We start from the raw sequence: 14,662 nt of genomic DNA, 5'->3' as shown, positions 1-14,662 counted from the left end.
GGATATTAGCGTTGGCAGCGCGGGCAGAAGTACGTCGAGCGCTGTCCCTGGACGATTTGCCTGATCGCCGTGCCGCAGACGTGGCACGGCAGGCCCGCGCGATCATAGACGAAATAGTCGAGCTGGAAGTAGCCCGACTCGCCGTTGCTGCCGACGAAATCGCGCAGCGTGCTGCCGCCCTTGTCGATGGCGGCCGCGAGCGTCACGCGCACGGCGTCCGCGAGCAGGTCGTAGCGCACGAGAGAGATGCGCCCGGCGGCGGTCGTCGGCCGGATGCCCGCGCGAAAGAGGCTCTCCGACGCGTAGATATTGCCGACGCCCACCACGATCCCGCCCGCGAGCAGCGCCTGTTTCACCGACACCTTGCGCCCGCGCGTCTCGCGGAACAGCAGCGCGCCCGAAAACTCCGGCGAAAACGGCTCGACGCCGAGGCTCGCGAGCAGCGGATGATCGAGCACGTCGCCGTCCGAGCGCGGATGCCAGAGAATCGCACCGAATCGGCGCGGATCGCGAAAACGGAGAATGAAATCGTCGAACACGATATCGACGTGATCGTGCTTCGCCGCCTCGGGCGGCTGCGGCACATGCCGCAGCACACGCAGCGTGCCGGTCATGCCGAGATGGACGATCAGCCAGCCTTCGACGGTTTCGAACAGCAGATACTTCCCGCGCCGCTCTACTTTGTCGATTTTCAGATGGCCGAGCGTCTTCGGAAGATGCTTCGGGATGGGCCAGCGCAGCGCGGGCGTACGCACGTCGACGTGCTCGACGCGCCGTCCGGCGACATAGGGTTCGATTCCGCGGCGAGTGACTTCGACTTCCGGCAGTTCGGGCATTTTTCTGGAGAGAGACTTGCTCTGGCGTTTGTGCCGGTATTTTAGCGACCGCGTTACAATCGACTGAAACATCGTCTGGATTTCCATGAACTCGTTCGTCATGAAGCTGTTTGCGAAGCGTCAGTCCAGTTCGACGCATTCGTTCGCCGTGCCAATGTCGCGAATCGCCGGCGCCGTTGCGCTCGCGATGGCCGCGCTCGCGTTCGCGCCCGCGCACGCCCAGGCGCAGAACGCCACGCCCGTTCCGAGCGCCGACGATCAGGCCGACGCGCAAAACGCCGCCGATCTGCTGACCGCGCCCGTCAGCGGCGCGGAGACACAGGATCTGCCGAATGTGACAATGTCGAGCCAGATCGTGTTCCAGGTTCTGGCGGCCGAAGTCGCATTGCAGCGCGGCCAGCCCGCGCCCGCATTCCAGACCTATCTCGCGCTCGCCCGCGACACGCACGATCCGCGTTTCGCGCAGCGCGCGACTGAAATCGCGATCGCCGCGCAAAGCCCGAACGACGCGCTCACGTCGGCGCAGCTCTGGCAGCAGTTCGCGCCGCATTCCGATCGCGCGGCGCAGTTGAGCGCATCGCTGCTAATCGTCGGCGGCAAGCCCGAAGACGCGAAGCCGACGCTCGAACGCGAACTCGCGAAGGTGGCGCCGGACCAGCGCGGCGACGCCATACTTTCTCTTCAGACCTTACTCGCGCGCGGGCCGAATCGTGTCGGTGGCCTGAACGTGCTCAAGGACCTGACGCAAAACGATCAGAACCGGCCCGAAGCGCAACTCGCGCTCGCACGTCAGCAGCTCGTCGCGGATGATCCGCCGGGCGCGAAGGCATCGCTCGAAAAGGCGTTGCAACTCAAGCCGGACTACCTGCCCGCCGCGCTGACGCTTGCGCGCATGGGTCCGGAAGAGCGCAAGGAAGGCATCGCGTCGTTCGAGAAATACGTCGACAAGAATCCGAAATCGCATGACGCGCGGCTCGCGCTCGCGCAGTTGTATCTGTCCGCCGACAGGCTCGACGACGCGCAGAAGCAGTTCGAGATCATGCGCAAGAACGACCCGAAGGACCTGACGCCGTTGATGGCGCTCGCGCTCATCAACATCCAGAAAAAGCAGTTCGACAAGGCGCAGGATTTCTTGAACCAATACGCGAAGGCGGCGGAAAACACGCCGGGCGCGGATCCCGGTCAGGCCTATATCTATCTCGCGCAACTGGCGCTGGAACAAAAGAACGACGACGCCGCGAGCCAGTGGCTCGACAAGATTCCGCGCACGAGCCAGCAGTATTTGCCTGCGCAGATCACGCGCGCGCAACTGCTCGCGAAGCAAGGCAAGGTCGACGATGCACGCGCGCTGATCGGCAATCTGCAAAGCTCGGATCCGCGCGATCTGGCGCTGCTCGCGCGCACCGATTCGGCGATTCTTTTCGAGGCGCATCGCTACAAGGAAGCGGAGGCGAATCTCGCGAAGGCGGTCGCCGCGTTCCCCGACGATCCCGATCTGACGTACGACTACGCAATGGCCGCCGAGAAGAACGGTCACTACGACGTCATGGAAACGCAGCTTCGCACTTTGATGCGGACGCAGCCGAACAACCCGCAAGCGTACAACGCGCTCGGCTATTCGCTCGTCGATCGCAATCAGCGGCTCGACGAAGCGGTGAAGCTGATCGAACGAGCGGTTTCGCTCGCCCCGAACGACGCGTTCATCATGGATAGTCTCGGCTGGGCGCGCTTCCGTCAGGGCAATGCGGCCGAGGCGGAGAAGATCCTCAAGAACGCCTACAACCTTCAGCCGAACGCCGAAATCGGCGCGCATCTGGGCGAGGTGCAGTGGAAGTCAGGGCAGCAGGATCAGGCGCGCGCCACATGGCGGCAAGCGCAGAAGCTCGAACCTGACAACGACACGCTCGTCAAAACGCTGAAACGACTTCAGGTGAACGACCTTTGATCGCATTCGATTCATTCGCCGGCGCATCGCTTCGACGCGGCGCGCTCGGCATCGCGGCGGCCGCCGCGCTGGTAATGTCCGGTTGCGCGCTGGAACCGCGCGTTCCCACGACGACGAACGCATCCACGTCGCTCGCGACGCAGACGAGCCGCATGTATCACGGACGCTTCGCCGTGCAGTACAACGACCAGAACGGCACGCCGCGCAACGCCTACGGCAATTTCGACTGGCAGGAGACGGGCGACACCGTCACGCTGCAGTTGCGCAATCCCCTCGGCCAGACGATGGCGATCGTGACCTCATCGCCCTCGCTCGCGACGCTCGAATTGCCGAACCGGCAACCCGTCAGCGCCGACAACGTATCTCAACTCATGCAGAACACGCTCGGCTTCGCGCTGCCGGTCGAAGGGTTGCGCTACTGGCTCCAGCCGTCGGCCGCGCCTAGCTCGCGTGCACAGACCACGCTCGATCCGGGCGCGGACAACGGCCGTCCGAAAGAAATCAAGCAGGACGGATGGACGATCGACTATCTCGCCTATGCCGACGCGCCGGGAACCGGCGTGAAGCGCGTGAATCTCACGCGCAGCGAACCGCCGCTCGACATCAAGCTCGTGCTCGATCAATAACTCAGCCGCTTTCGGTTCAAAGCATCACGCATGTCCTCATCGAACGAAACGCTTCGTGACTGCCTCGCGCCCGCGAAGCTGAATCTTTTCCTGCACATCACGGGCCGCCGTCCGGATGGCTACCACTCGCTGCAGACCGTTTTCCAGTTGCTCGACTGGGGCGACCATTTGCACTTCAGGCGTCGCGACGACGGCGTCATCATGCGCAAGACCGACGTGCCGGGCGTGCCCGAAGAACACGATCTCGTCGTGCGGGCCGCACGTTTGCTCCAGCAGCACACGCGGACGAAGTTCGGCGCGGAGATCGAGATCGACAAGCGTTTGCCAATGGGCGCGGGCCTCGGCGGAGGCAGTTCCGACGCGGCGACAACTCTTTTAGCGTTAAATCGTCTCTGGGGTGTTGATCTTTCGCGTGAGATTCTGCAGAATCTCGGCCTGCAACTCGGCGCGGACGTGCCGTTTTTTGTCTTCGGGCAAAATGCTTTCGCAGAAGGTGTAGGTGAGGCGCTCCAGGCAGTCGATCTGCCGAAACGTTTCTTCCTCGTAGTAACGCCTGATGCTCACGTCCCCACCGCGGCGATTTTCTCCGAAAAAAGCTTGACACGGGATACTAAAGTCGTCACAATGATGGACTTTCTTGCACGGCAAAGGTCAGACACAAACTGGCCAGACAGCTTCGGTCGAAACGACATGCAGGCTGTGGTTGCAGGAAAGTACGCGGAAGTTGCAAAGGTGCTCGAGTGGTTTTCCAATCTCGCACCGGCGCGAATGACCGGATCTGGAGCAAGCGTGTTTGCCGCTTTCGCCAGCCGAGCCGAAGCAGAAATGGCGCAAGCCAAATTGCCGGCAAGCTGGAAGAGTGTGGTAACGGCAAGTCTGGATTCTCATCCTCTCTTCGCTTTCGCGTCATAGGTTTCGTTTTGCCGGGTATGTCCTACACTTCCCGGCGAGACTCAGAGTTGTGTAGGGGAGTCGCCAAGTTGGTCAAGGCACCGGATTTTGATTCCGGCATGCGAGGGTTCGAGTCCTTCCTCCCCTGCCATTCCTTTTCTCGCGTTTTTCCTCTCGCCTCCAGCCGCAGACAGGTGCACGATGAGCAGTGACGGCCTGATGGTTTTTACTGGCAACGCTAATCCCGCGCTTGCACAGGAAGTCGTCAAAATCCTTGGTATTCCTCTCGGCAAAGCGATGGTCAGCCGCTTCTCAGACGGCGAGATCATGGTCGAGATTCAGGAAAACGTTCGGGGCAAAGACGTATTCGTTCTGCAGTCCACCTGCGCTCCCACGAACGACAACCTGATGGAACTGATGATCATGGTCGATGCGCTCAAGCGCGCATCCGCAGGCCGGATCACCGCAGCCATCCCCTACTTCGGCTATGCGCGCCAGGACCGCCGTCCGCGTTCCGCGCGAGTGGCCATCTCGGCGAAGGTCGTCGCGAACATGCTGGAAATTGCCGGCGTCGATCGCGTGATCACCATGGACCTTCACGCCGACCAGATTCAAGGCTTCTTCGACATCCCCGTCGACAACATCTACGCAACACCCGTTCTTCTCGGCGATCTGCGCAAGCAGAACCATGACCATCTGCTGGTCGTGTCGCCGGACGTCGGCGGCGTGGTGCGCGCGCGTGCGCTCGCCAAGCAGTTGAACACGGACCTCGCGATCATCGACAAGCGCCGTCCGAAGGCGAATGTCGCTGAAGTGATGAACATCATCGGTGAAGTGGAAGGCCGCACCTGCGTCATCATGGATGACATGGTCGACACCGCCGGCACGCTGTGCAAGGCCGCGCAAGTATTGAAGGATCGTGGCGCGAAACAGGTTTTCGCATACGCGACGCACCCCGTTCTGTCGGGCGGCGCGGCGGCGCGCATCACGGCGTCGGAGCTGGACGAACTCGTCGTCACGGACACGATTCCCCTTTCGGCCGAATCGCTCGCGTGCGCGAAGATCCGTCCGCTGTCGAGCGCGGGTTTGCTCGCGGAGACGTTCTCCCGAATCCGGCGCGGCGACTCGGTGATGTCGCTCTTCGCCGAAGGTTAATCAGAATCGAGCAAGGAACGCGAAGCAGAGGCTTCGCGTTTTTGCATGATCGGCGCGAACGGACGAAGGTTCGCGTCGCTTGTTGTGGGATCACCCGTTTTCGATGATCCCGGTTTCCCTGCCTGGTCGCGGGCAGATATAGGAGTCGAATATGAAAGTCGTCGCTTTCGAGCGTAGCAAGCAAGGTACGGGTGCGAGCCGCCGCCTGCGTAACTCGGGCAAGACCCCGGGTATCGTGTACGGCGGTGAAACGGACGTTCAACTGGTCGAACTCGACCACAACGCCCTGTGGCACGCCCTGAAGAAAGAAGTTTTCCACTCGTCGATTCTCGACCTGGAAGTGGCCGGCAAGTCGCAACAAGTTCTGCTGCGCGACGTGCAATACCACCCGTTCAAGCAGCTCGTGCTGCACGTGGACTTCCAGCGCGTCGACGCGAAGAAGAAGCTGCACACCAAGGTGCCGCTGCATTTCATGAACCAGGAAACCAACCCGGCCGTGAAGCTGTCGGGCGCGGTGATCTCGCACGTCGTGACGGAACTGGAAGTGGAATGCCTGCCGGCAGACCTGCCTGAGTTCCTGGAAATCGATCTGGCGAAGATCGAAGCCGGCCAGACGATGCACGCGAAGGACATCCCGCTGCCGAAGGGCGTGAGCCTGACGATCTCCGTCGAGGCGGAAAATCCGGTGGTGGCTTCGGCGACCATTCCGGCTGCCGTCGTGTCGGAAGGGACTGGCGAAGCTGAAGGCGACAAGCCGGCAGCCGAGTAAGCACGCGGAATATCGCTATCCTCTCGATCCGTTCGCAAGAACGGTCGACGTGACCCGCCGGCGCGCAAGCCCCGGCGGGTTTTTTTTCGTTCTACAAGACTCGACATGATCAAGCTGATCGTCGGCCTGGGCAATCCGGGCGCCGAATACACGGCGACGCGGCATAACGCGGGCTTCTGGTTCGTCGACCAGTTCGCACGCGACGCCGGCGCCACGTTGCGCGAAGAGCGCCGTTTCCACGGTTTCTACGGCAAGGGACGTCTGCACGGCCACGAAGTGCATCTGCTCGAACCGCAGACGTTCATGAATCGCTCAGGGCAATCGGTCGTTGCGCTCGCGCAGTTCTTCAAGATTCTCCCCGACGAAATTCTCGTCGCGCACGACGAACTCGATCTTCCGCCCGGCACCGTCAAGATGAAGCTCGGCGGCGGCAGCGGCGGCCACAACGGCCTCAAGGACATCTCCGCGCATCTTTCGTCGCAGCAGTACTGGCGGCTGCGCATCGGGATCGGGCATCCGCGTGATCTGATTCCCGAAGGCGCGCGCGCGGGCGCGAAACCCGATGTCGCGAACTTCGTCCTCAAGCCGCCGCGCCGCGAGGAACAGGACGCGATCGATCAGTCGATCGAGCGCGCGCTCGCCGTGATGCCGTTCGTCGTCGCAGGCGAAACCGAGCGTGCGATGATGAACCTGCACCGCAATTCTTGATTTGGAGCCGACAGTGAGCCGTTTCTGGAGCGATATCGTCCATCGTCTGACGCCGTATGTGCCGGGCGAGCAGCCCGCGCTGGCGCATCCCGTCAAGCTGAACACCAACGAGAATCCGTATCCGCCGTCGCCGCGCGTCGTCGATGCAATCCGCCACGAGCTCGGCGCGGACGGCGCGTCGCTGCGCAAATATCCGGATCCGACCGCGCGTGCATTGCGCGAGGCCGTCGCGAACCATCACGGATTGCGCATCGAGCAGGTTTTCGCGGGCAACGGTTCGGACGAAGTGCTCGCGCACGCGTTCCAGGCGCTGCTCAGGCACGACAAGCCGATCCGCTTTCCCGACATAACCTACAGCTTTTATCCCGTGTACGCGCAGCTTTACGGCGTCGAATACGAGACCGTGCCGCTGAACGCCGATTTCGCCATCGATGTCGACGATTACCGCGCGCCATCCGGCGGCGTGCTGCTGCCGAATCCGAATGCGCCGACGGGCCGCGCCCTGCCGCTGTCGGAAATCGAAGTGCTGCTGAAGGCGAATCCGGATGCACCCGTCATCATCGATGAAGCGTATGTGGACTTCGGCGCGGAATCGGCCGTGAATCTGATCGACGCCTATCCGAACCTGCTCGTCGTGCAGACGACGTCGAAAGCGCGTTCGCTGGCGGGTATGCGCGTCGGCTTTGCGTTCGGCGATCCGGCGCTCATCGAGGCGCTCACGCGCGTGAAGGACAGCTTCAATTCGTATCCGCTCGACCGCCTCGCGCAAGTCGCGGCAATCGCGTCGTACGAAGATCAGGCGTGGTTCGAGGAAGGTTGCGCGAAGGTGATCGCGAGCCGCGAGAAGTTGAGCGCGCAGCTACAGACGCTTGGATTCGATGTCGTTCCGTCCGCAGCCAACTTCGTCTTCGCGAAACATCCCGCGCACGATGCCGCGACGCTCGCCGCGGCGCTAAAGTCGAAGGAAATTTTCGTGCGCCACTTCAAACTGCCGCGCATCGATCAGCATCTGCGCATTTCCATCGGCACGCCGGCCGAATGCGATGCGCTCGTCGCTGCATTGACGGATATCGTCGCTTAGGAATTGCCCTTCGCGGCCATCAGCGCGTGGTACTTGGCCATCAACTGTTCGGGCGATTCGGCGTGCGCAGGATCGCGCGGAATGCATTCCACCGGGCACACTTGCTGGCACTGCGGCTCGTCGAAATGGCCGACGCATTCCGTGCATTTGTTCGGGTCGATGACGTAAATCTCGGGACCCATCGAAATTGCGTCGTTCGGGCACTCGGGCTCGCAAACGTCGCAGTTGATGCACTCGTCGGTAATGATCAGGGACATGCTTCACTCTCTTCTTGCCGGATGGCTTCCGGCATAAACCCGCGCACCTTCGCAGATAAGTGCGCGGGCCCGGCGTCTCAAGGCGCCGCCGGATCTTTCTGCGTCTGCTCGCCGACCTTGTCCATCAACCGCTTTTCCACCGACGGGAACACGAACTTGCTCACGTCGCCGCCAAGCTGCGCGATCTCGCGCACGATGGTGCCGGAGATGAACTGATATTGATCGGACGGCGTCATGAACATCGTCTCGACATCGGGCAGCAGATAGCGGTTCATCCCGGCCATCTGGAATTCATACTCGAAATCGGAGACGGCGCGCAATCCGCGCACGATCACGCGCGCGTTGTTCTTACGCACGAAATCCTTCAATAGCCCGGTGAAACTGCTCACCTGCACGTTCGGATAATGCCCGAGGACCTCGTGCGCGATATCGAGCCGTTCCTGCAGCGAGAAAAACGGCTTCTTCGCGCGGCTGTCCGCGACGCCCACGACGAGCTGATCGAAAATGCTCGATGCGCGCCGCACGATGTCTTCATGCCCGCGGGTGAGCGGGTCGAACGTACCCGGATACACGGCGACAACCATGAGCTTCTCCTCTTCTATTTACACTGGGCCGCGTGGCTGCGACGACCAGCTCTGCCTCGTTTCCCGCGAAATCGGCTGCGTCGAAATCGGGAACGCGCATTATTCCTCATTTTCGCGGCGCAGCAAATGATAGCGGACGGCGCCCGCCTTGCCCTCGCGCACGACGCTCCAGCCGGGGAGCGCATCGATGCCGGACATGTCCAGCGCATCGCCGCATTCGACGTAAATCGCGCCATCGGGCGAAGCGAGCGGCGCCGTCAGTTCGAGCGCGCGCAATAGCAACGCGTGATCGCCGAAAGGCGGATCGAGAAAGATCACGTCGAACGAACCGGGCGCGAGGCTCGCGACGAGCCGCAGCGCATCGGCCTCCGCGATCTCGATGTTGCGCGCGCCGAGCTTGGCCTGATTCGCGCGGATCTGAGCGGCCGCCTTCGCGCTTCGTTCGATCATCAGCACGCGCGCCGCGCCGCGCGACGCGGCTTCGAAACCGAGCGCGCCGCTACCGGCGAACATGTCGAGACAACGTTGTCCGGAGAGATCCTGGCCGAGCCAGTTGAAGAGGGTCTCACGCACGCGATCCGGCGTGGGCCGAAGGCCATCGAGATCGAGCACGGGCAGCGGCGTGCGCTTCCAGTCTCCGCCGATGATGCGGATCGTGTGCGGTTTGCCGCCGCGCGATGGCGTGTGGCTGGTCAGGGCGGAGCGGGTAGCGGACGAGCGAGGCATAAAAGGAAGGTGGGAATCGGGCGCGCCGGGCGTGTTTTTGCTTGAGATCGGATGGCGCGAGCAATGAAAGCCAACGTTACCACACGCACGCCATGACGGGAGCCGCACGGGCGCGCACGGCAGCGCCTGATAAAATATGCCGCTTCCATCCCATCGCGCGGGCCTCGCGCAAAAACGACTCGAAAGCGCGCACAGGGCCATCGGATCACGCGCGCATCATCGTCACACATCCATGTTCAGCTTCTTCAAGAAATTCAAAAAGCCGGCTGATGCGCCGCTCGACGCGCCTCAGGACGAATCCGTCGAGGCGGCCGAAGACGAAGAAATCTCCGACGCCGAGCTGGAACGTCAGGCGCTTTCCGCCGAAACGCCGTCGGAGGAAGTGCAGCCGGAGGAACCGGCGCCCGCGGAACCCGTCGCTCCCGCTGCGCCCACGCCGCCCGCCGCACCGCCCTCGGAGGAATCGAAGGAATACTGGCAAGGGCGCACGCAATCGCAATGGGCGCGCGGCCCAGAGACGGATCAGGCGAGCGAGGAAGTCGTGCCGCCGCCGACGCTCGATGCGGCCGCGAAAAAATCGTGGATCTCGCGTCTGCGGCACGGTCTTTCGAAGACGAGCTCCAATCTGACGGGGATTTTCGTCAGCGCGAAGATCGACGAGGATCTCTACGAAGAGCTCGAAACCGCGCTGCTCATGTCCGACGCCGGCGTCGATGCAACGGAATTCCTGCTCGAATCACTGCGCGAGAAGGTGCGCGCGGAACGCCTGACGGACGCCTCGCAGGTCAAGAAGGCGCTGCGCGAACTGCTCGTCGATCTGCTGCGCCCGCTCGAGAAATCGCTGATGCTCGGACGCGCGCAACCGCTCGTCATCATGATCGCGGGCGTGAACGGCGTCGGCAAGACGACGAGCATCGGCAAGCTGGCGAAGCATTTGCAGCGCTTCAATCAGTCGGTGATGCTCGCCGCCGGCGACACGTTCCGCGCCGCCGCGCGCGAACAGCTGACGGTCTGGGGCGAGCGCAACAACGTGACGGTGATCGCGCAGGAAAGCGGCGACGCCGCCGCCGTGATCTACGACGCGGTCGGCGCGGCGCGCGCACGCAAGATCGACGTGATGATGGCCGACACCGCCGGACGTCTGCCGACGCAATTGCATCTGATGGAAGAGCTGCGCAAGGTGCGCCGCGTGATCGCGAAGGCAATGCCCGATGCGCCGCACGAAGTGCTGCTCGTCATCGACGCGAACACGGGTCAGAACGCGCTCACGCAGGTCAAGGCGTTCGACGACGCGCTCGGTCTCACCGGCCTCGTCGTCACGAAACTCGACGGCACCGCGAAGGGCGGCATTCTCGCGGCCATCGCGCGTCAGCGGCCGGTGCCGGTGTATTTCATCGGCGTGGGAGAGAAAGTCGAGGACTTGCAGCCGTTCAGCGCCGAAGAATTCGCCGACGCGTTGCTCGGCTGAACGTGAAACGAGCGCCCGCGTGGCGCTCTTTTTTATCGCGCGAAGAGCAAGGAAGCCGCGATCCACCACATCACGCAGCCGACGATCACATCGAGCACGCGCCACGACACGTCTTTCTCGAACCACGGTTCCAGAAGACGCGCGCCGTAGCCGAGCGCCGTGAACCAGACGATCGACGAAGACATCGCGCCGGCCGCGAACCACGCGTCGCCCGGCCAGCCGCGTTGCGCGCCGATGCCGCCGAGCAGCACGACGGTATCGAGATAAACGTGCGGATTGAGCAGCGACAAGGCGAGCACCGTGGATGCCGCGCCCACCGCCGTCTGCGAATCGCCATCCGATGCGTCCAGATGCCCCGGCCCGCGCCACGCCGCGATGAACGCGCGCAAGCCGTACAGGAACACGAAGATCGCGCCGGCCCAGCGGATCACGTCGAGCAGGACGGGCGCACGCGAAATGAGCGCCCCCATGCCGCCGACGCCGAGCCCGATCAACATCACGTCGATGAACGCGCAGATCGACACGACGATTCCTACGTGACGTCGCTTCAAACCCTGCCGCAACACGAAGGCGTTCTGCGCGCCGATCGCGACGATCAGGCTCGCGCCCAATCCCGCCCCCGACAGAAAGCTCGGGAAATCGGCCGTCATTCGGCGTCCGGTTGCTGCGCGGGAGCGGCCCGCGCGAAGGCGTCGATCGTGCTGGCGTGATCGGCGATGCGCGAAATCGTCGGATAAGCGCTCACGTCGATGCCGAAGCGCCGCGCGTTGAACACCTGCGGCACGATGCACAGATCGGCAACGGTCGGCGTGTCGCCGAACGTGAGCGCGCCGACGCGCCTGTCGGCGGCCAGCCGCGTTTCGAGCGACGTGAAACCCATCTCGACCCAATGCCGATACCACGCGTCCTTCACGTCATCCGGCACCTTCACCTGATGCTTCAGGTACTTGAGCACGCGCAAATTGTCGAGCGGATGAATCTCGCACGCGACCTGCATCGCGACCGAACGCACGAAGGCGCGATCGGACGGATTCTTCGGCAGGAGCGCCGGCTCGGGATGCGTCTCCTCGAGATACTCGATGATCGCGAGCGACTGCGTGAGAACGTCGTCGCCATCGACGAGCGCCGGCACAATGCCGTCCGGATTCACCGCGCGATATTCGGGCTTCAACTGCTGGCCGCCGTCGCGCAGCAAATGCACGCCCTCGTACTCGTAATCGAGCCCCTTCAGATTCAGCGCGATACGCACGCGATACGCCGCCGAGCTGCGGAAATAGCTGTAGAGCTTCATGGTCGCGGACTCAGACGACGCGCACGGAGAATTCGCCGATGCCGTCGACGCCGCCCTTCAGCACGTCCCCCTTCACGACCGCGCCGACGCCTTCGGGCGTGCCGGTGAAGATGAGATCGCCGGGGAAGAGTTCGAAGAGCGTCGACAGATACGCGACCGTCTCGCCGACCGACCAGATCAGTTGCGAGATGTCCGAGCGCTGCTTTTCCTCGCCGTTGACCGTCAGCCAGATCGCGCTCTTTTCCAGATGCCCGACCTTCGATACGGGATGAATCGGGCCGATCGGCGCGGAGCGGTCGAAACCCTTCGCCGTGTCCCACGGACGGCCGAGCTTCTTCGCTTCGGCTTGCAGGTCACGGCGCGTCATGTCGAGCCCGAGCGCGTAGCCGTAGACGTAGTCCAGCGCCTTATCGGCGGGAATGTTCTTGCCCTGCTTGCCGATCGCGGCGACGAGTTCCATCTCGAAGTGCAGATTCTTCGTCTGCGACGGATACGGGAATTCCGCCGTCGAGCCCGGCGCAACGTTCAGCACGGCATCGGCGGGCTTGCTGAAGAAGAACGGCGGCTCGCGATCCGGATCGTGGCCCATTTCGCGCGCATGGGCTTCGTAGTTTCGCCCGACGCAGTAGATGCGGCGCACGGGAAACTGCTCGTTCGAACCATCGACGGGCACGGCTGCTGCCGGCGCCGGAGGAAACACATAACTCATCCCGCTCTCCTGATGCTGTTTTGATTCGCAGATTTCCGGACGAATGCGTCGGCGTTCACGGCCGGCGAGAACAAGGAGTGTAACGTGCGCGCACAAATCGTGGCGAAGCTTGTCGGGCTTGGCTCTGCGAGCTTTCGACCGGCCTTCGGAGCTGCGGCTGGCGCGGTGGTTTTAGTAAGCATCGGCGGAAAAGCGCGCGAAACGTTCGATGGGCAAACCTTGCCAGCGCTCCTCAAATGCGGTACTCAATAGCATTCCTGCACCTTAAAAAGCGCAACGGCATCGCTCAGATTACGGAATTGAGCGCCCGATCGCGCACCTCTCCGATGACCGACTCCGCTTCCCCCACTTTCGCCTGCGCACGCTACATCAAGGAAATCGGCCGCGGGCCGAATGGCGCGCGCGCACTTTCGCACGAGGATACTTACGCGCTCTACGAAGCGATGCTCGACGATCGCGTGCCCGAACTCGAACTGGGCGCGGTGCTGCTGGCCTATCGCGTCAAGGGCGAAACCGCCGCCGAGCTTGCCGCGATGCTTTCCGCCGCGCATCGCTCGTTCGAGCCGCTGCATGTCCAGGATGGCCGCGAGCACGCACGGCCCGTCTCGATCCCGAGCTACAACGGCGCACGCAAGACGCCCAATCTCGTGCCGCTCCTGTCGCTGCTGCTCGCGCGCGAAGGCGTACCGGTCCTGGTGCACGGCGTCACCGGCGATCCCGGCCGCGTGACGAGCGCCGAAATCTTCGCCGAACTGGGCATCGCGCACGCGGCTTCGCACGATGAAATCGAAGACAGCCTCGCCTCGCGCCGCCTCTCCTTCGCGCCGATCACCGTGCTCGCGCCGAAGCTCGCGCGATTGCTCGCGCTCAGACGCCGCATGGGCGTGCGCAATTCGACACATACGCTCGTGAAGATCCTTCAACCGTTCGCGGACCCGGGCCTGCGGCTCGTCAACTACACGCATCCCGAATATCGCGAGAGTCTCACCGGGCTTTTCACCGCGCATCCGGACGCGGCGGCGGGCGGCGCACTGCTCGCGCGCGGCACGGAAGGCGAAGCCGTCGCGGACACGCGCCGCCAGGTGCAGGTCGACTGGTTTCACGACGGCCACGCCGAAACGCTGATCGCGCCCGAGCATTCGCAGCCGGACGCCCCGCGTGTCGAGCTGCCCGAGACGCTCGACGCCGCGACCACCGCGCGCTGGATCGAATCCGTGCTGCGCGGCGATGTGCCGGTGCCGCCCGCGGTCGCGCGCCAGGTTGAAGTCATCGCCAATGTGGTGCGCAAGCCGGTCGCCGGTCAGGAAAATCCCGTTTGACACACTATTCAACGCTGGTTTAAAGTCGAACGCATGCGCTTGACCCAGTTTTCCTCCCTCCGAATTATTTCGGGCCGCCTAGCGCGGCCCCTATCGCTACGTCTAGCGTAAGTCGCCAGACGTAGCGCCGTGCGTTCGCAAGTCGCGCGGTCCTCCAGAAGTTTCCCGCAGTACCTTTTCTTACCAACCTGTAGTCGTCAGCTTTTCGTTCGCGCATCCCGCGAAACGGAAACGCGAGGGTCACATGCACGCTGCTTCGCGCACGTTCACGTTGGTCGCAGGCGTCACCATCGCCGG

The 14,662-nt window shown here is 63.2% G+C and carries 16 protein-coding genes and 1 tRNA gene; 10 read left to right on the top strand and 7 right to left on the bottom strand.

Features of this window, described 5'->3' with window-relative positions:
• Positions 1–5: 5 nt before the first annotated feature.
• On the bottom strand, positions 6–836 hold the full coding sequence (gene mutM / locus NCR93_RS01625) for a bifunctional DNA-formamidopyrimidine glycosylase/DNA-(apurinic or apyrimidinic site) lyase (protein ID WP_250456616.1): 831 nt from the start codon (positions 834–836) through the stop codon (positions 6–8).
• Between the two features lie 85 nt (positions 837–921).
• Between mutM and NCR93_RS01620 the strand changes: the two genes are divergently transcribed.
• From NCR93_RS01620 to hisC, 8 genes are all read left to right on the top strand, one after another.
• Positions 922–2,781, top strand: coding sequence for a tetratricopeptide repeat protein (locus NCR93_RS01620; RefSeq protein ID WP_008351697.1), 1,860 nt, complete (start codon positions 922–924; stop codon positions 2,779–2,781).
• Positions 2,778–3,407: a lipoprotein insertase outer membrane protein LolB gene (lolB, locus tag NCR93_RS01615; RefSeq protein WP_008351698.1), complete on the top strand. Its 630-nt coding sequence runs from the start codon at positions 2,778–2,780 to the stop codon at positions 3,405–3,407. The genes NCR93_RS01620 and lolB overlap by 4 nt, the downstream gene beginning before the upstream one ends.
• Before the next feature lie 30 nt (positions 3,408–3,437).
• Entirely contained in the window at positions 3,438–4,319 is an 882-nt protein-coding gene (ispE, locus tag NCR93_RS01610; protein WP_250532142.1) for a 4-(cytidine 5'-diphospho)-2-C-methyl-D-erythritol kinase, read from the top strand.
• Between the two features lie 53 nt (positions 4,320–4,372).
• Positions 4,373–4,449: transfer RNA gene (locus NCR93_RS01605), tRNA-Gln, on the top strand.
• A 50-nt stretch (positions 4,450–4,499) separates the two neighbouring features.
• A complete protein-coding gene (locus NCR93_RS01600) occupies positions 4,500–5,453 on the top strand; it encodes a ribose-phosphate pyrophosphokinase (RefSeq protein WP_008351701.1) in 954 nt (317 codons plus the stop codon).
• Between the two features lie 151 nt (positions 5,454–5,604).
• Positions 5,605–6,222 (top strand): 50S ribosomal protein L25/general stress protein Ctc, encoded by a 618-nt coding sequence (locus NCR93_RS01595; protein ID WP_034470532.1) that lies wholly within the window; start codon positions 5,605–5,607, stop codon positions 6,220–6,222.
• Between the two features lie 105 nt (positions 6,223–6,327).
• Positions 6,328–6,930, top strand: a complete 603-nt coding sequence (pth, locus tag NCR93_RS01590; protein ID WP_250481454.1) for an aminoacyl-tRNA hydrolase — start codon at positions 6,328–6,330, stop codon at positions 6,928–6,930.
• A 13-nt stretch (positions 6,931–6,943) separates the two neighbouring features.
• On the top strand, positions 6,944–8,011 hold the full coding sequence (gene hisC / locus NCR93_RS01585; protein WP_250481453.1) for a histidinol-phosphate transaminase: 1,068 nt from the start codon (positions 6,944–6,946) through the stop codon (positions 8,009–8,011).
• Here the strand turns inward: hisC and NCR93_RS01580 are convergent.
• From NCR93_RS01580 to rsmD, 3 genes are all read right to left on the bottom strand, one after another.
• Entirely contained in the window at positions 8,008–8,268 is a 261-nt protein-coding gene (locus NCR93_RS01580; RefSeq protein ID WP_008351708.1) for a YfhL family 4Fe-4S dicluster ferredoxin, read from the bottom strand. The two genes, hisC and NCR93_RS01580, sit on opposite strands and share 4 nt — an antisense overlap.
• A 77-nt stretch (positions 8,269–8,345) precedes the next feature.
• A complete protein-coding gene (coaD, locus tag NCR93_RS01575) occupies positions 8,346–8,852 on the bottom strand; it encodes a pantetheine-phosphate adenylyltransferase (protein ID WP_008351711.1) in 507 nt (168 codons plus the stop codon).
• A 99-nt stretch (positions 8,853–8,951) separates the two neighbouring features.
• Complete coding sequence (rsmD, locus tag NCR93_RS01570) at positions 8,952–9,578, bottom strand: 16S rRNA (guanine(966)-N(2))-methyltransferase RsmD (protein ID WP_250481452.1); 627 nt, start codon at positions 9,576–9,578, stop codon at positions 8,952–8,954.
• Positions 9,579–9,810: 232 nt separating this feature from the next.
• On the opposite strand from rsmD, the gene ftsY reads away from it, so the two are divergent.
• Positions 9,811–11,046, top strand: coding sequence for a signal recognition particle-docking protein FtsY (gene ftsY / locus NCR93_RS01565; protein WP_034470527.1), 1,236 nt, complete (start codon positions 9,811–9,813; stop codon positions 11,044–11,046).
• A gap of 32 nt (positions 11,047–11,078) precedes the next feature.
• Here ftsY and NCR93_RS01560 read toward each other — a convergent pair whose 3' ends face one another.
• From NCR93_RS01560 to NCR93_RS01550, 3 genes are read right to left on the bottom strand one after another with little or no spacing between them, the layout of a single operon-like run.
• A complete protein-coding gene (locus NCR93_RS01560) occupies positions 11,079–11,696 on the bottom strand; it encodes a LysE/ArgO family amino acid transporter (RefSeq protein ID WP_008351716.1) in 618 nt (205 codons plus the stop codon).
• Positions 11,693–12,337, bottom strand: coding sequence for a maleylacetoacetate isomerase (gene maiA, locus NCR93_RS01555; RefSeq protein WP_008351718.1), 645 nt, complete (start codon positions 12,335–12,337; stop codon positions 11,693–11,695). Before maiA ends, NCR93_RS01560 begins: the two co-directional genes overlap by 4 nt.
• 10 nt (positions 12,338–12,347) lie before the next feature.
• A complete protein-coding gene (locus NCR93_RS01550; RefSeq protein ID WP_239294308.1) occupies positions 12,348–13,046 on the bottom strand; it encodes a fumarylacetoacetate hydrolase family protein in 699 nt (232 codons plus the stop codon).
• 326 nt (positions 13,047–13,372) lie between these two features.
• On the opposite strand from NCR93_RS01550, the gene ybiB reads away from it, so the two are divergent.
• A complete protein-coding gene (gene ybiB / locus NCR93_RS01545) occupies positions 13,373–14,365 on the top strand; it encodes a DNA-binding protein YbiB (protein WP_008351722.1) in 993 nt (330 codons plus the stop codon).
• Positions 14,366–14,662 lie beyond the last annotated feature (297 nt).

This window comes from Caballeronia sp. ATUFL_F1_KS39 (genome assembly GCF_023630985.1).
Taxonomy (GTDB): domain Bacteria; phylum Pseudomonadota; class Gammaproteobacteria; order Burkholderiales; family Burkholderiaceae; genus Caballeronia; species Caballeronia zhejiangensis.
Note: the sequence above shows the minus strand (reverse complement) of the source record. Positions and strands in the feature narration are given on the sequence as shown.

Bases quoted from the DNA above. Each gene is read 5' to 3' on its own strand.
- mutM (WP_250456616.1), bottom strand. From the start codon at position 836: ATGCCCGAACTGCCGGAAGTCGAAGTCACTCGCCGCGGAATCGAACCC.
- NCR93_RS01620 (WP_008351697.1), top strand. From the start codon at position 922: ATGAACTCGTTCGTCATGAAGCTGTTTGCGAAGCGTCAGTCCAGTTCG.
- ispE (WP_250532142.1), top strand. From the start codon at position 3,438: ATGTCCTCATCGAACGAAACGCTTCGTGACTGCCTCGCGCCCGCGAAG.
- NCR93_RS01600 (WP_008351701.1), top strand. From the start codon at position 4,500: ATGAGCAGTGACGGCCTGATGGTTTTTACTGGCAACGCTAATCCCGCG.
- NCR93_RS01595 (WP_034470532.1), top strand. From the start codon at position 5,605: ATGAAAGTCGTCGCTTTCGAGCGTAGCAAGCAAGGTACGGGTGCGAGC.
- pth (WP_250481454.1), top strand. From the start codon at position 6,328: ATGATCAAGCTGATCGTCGGCCTGGGCAATCCGGGCGCCGAATACACG.
- NCR93_RS01580 (WP_008351708.1), bottom strand. From the start codon at position 8,268: ATGTCCCTGATCATTACCGACGAGTGCATCAACTGCGACGTTTGCGAG.
- coaD (WP_008351711.1), bottom strand. From the start codon at position 8,852: ATGGTTGTCGCCGTGTATCCGGGTACGTTCGACCCGCTCACCCGCGGG.
- rsmD (WP_250481452.1), bottom strand. From the start codon at position 9,578: ATGCCTCGCTCGTCCGCTACCCGCTCCGCCCTGACCAGCCACACGCCA.
- ftsY (WP_034470527.1), top strand. From the start codon at position 9,811: ATGTTCAGCTTCTTCAAGAAATTCAAAAAGCCGGCTGATGCGCCGCTC.
- NCR93_RS01560 (WP_008351716.1), bottom strand. From the start codon at position 11,696: ATGACGGCCGATTTCCCGAGCTTTCTGTCGGGGGCGGGATTGGGCGCG.
- maiA (WP_008351718.1), bottom strand. From the start codon at position 12,337: ATGAAGCTCTACAGCTATTTCCGCAGCTCGGCGGCGTATCGCGTGCGT.
- NCR93_RS01550 (WP_239294308.1), bottom strand. From the start codon at position 13,046: ATGAGTTATGTGTTTCCTCCGGCGCCGGCAGCAGCCGTGCCCGTCGAT.
- ybiB (WP_008351722.1), top strand. From the start codon at position 13,373: ATGACCGACTCCGCTTCCCCCACTTTCGCCTGCGCACGCTACATCAAG.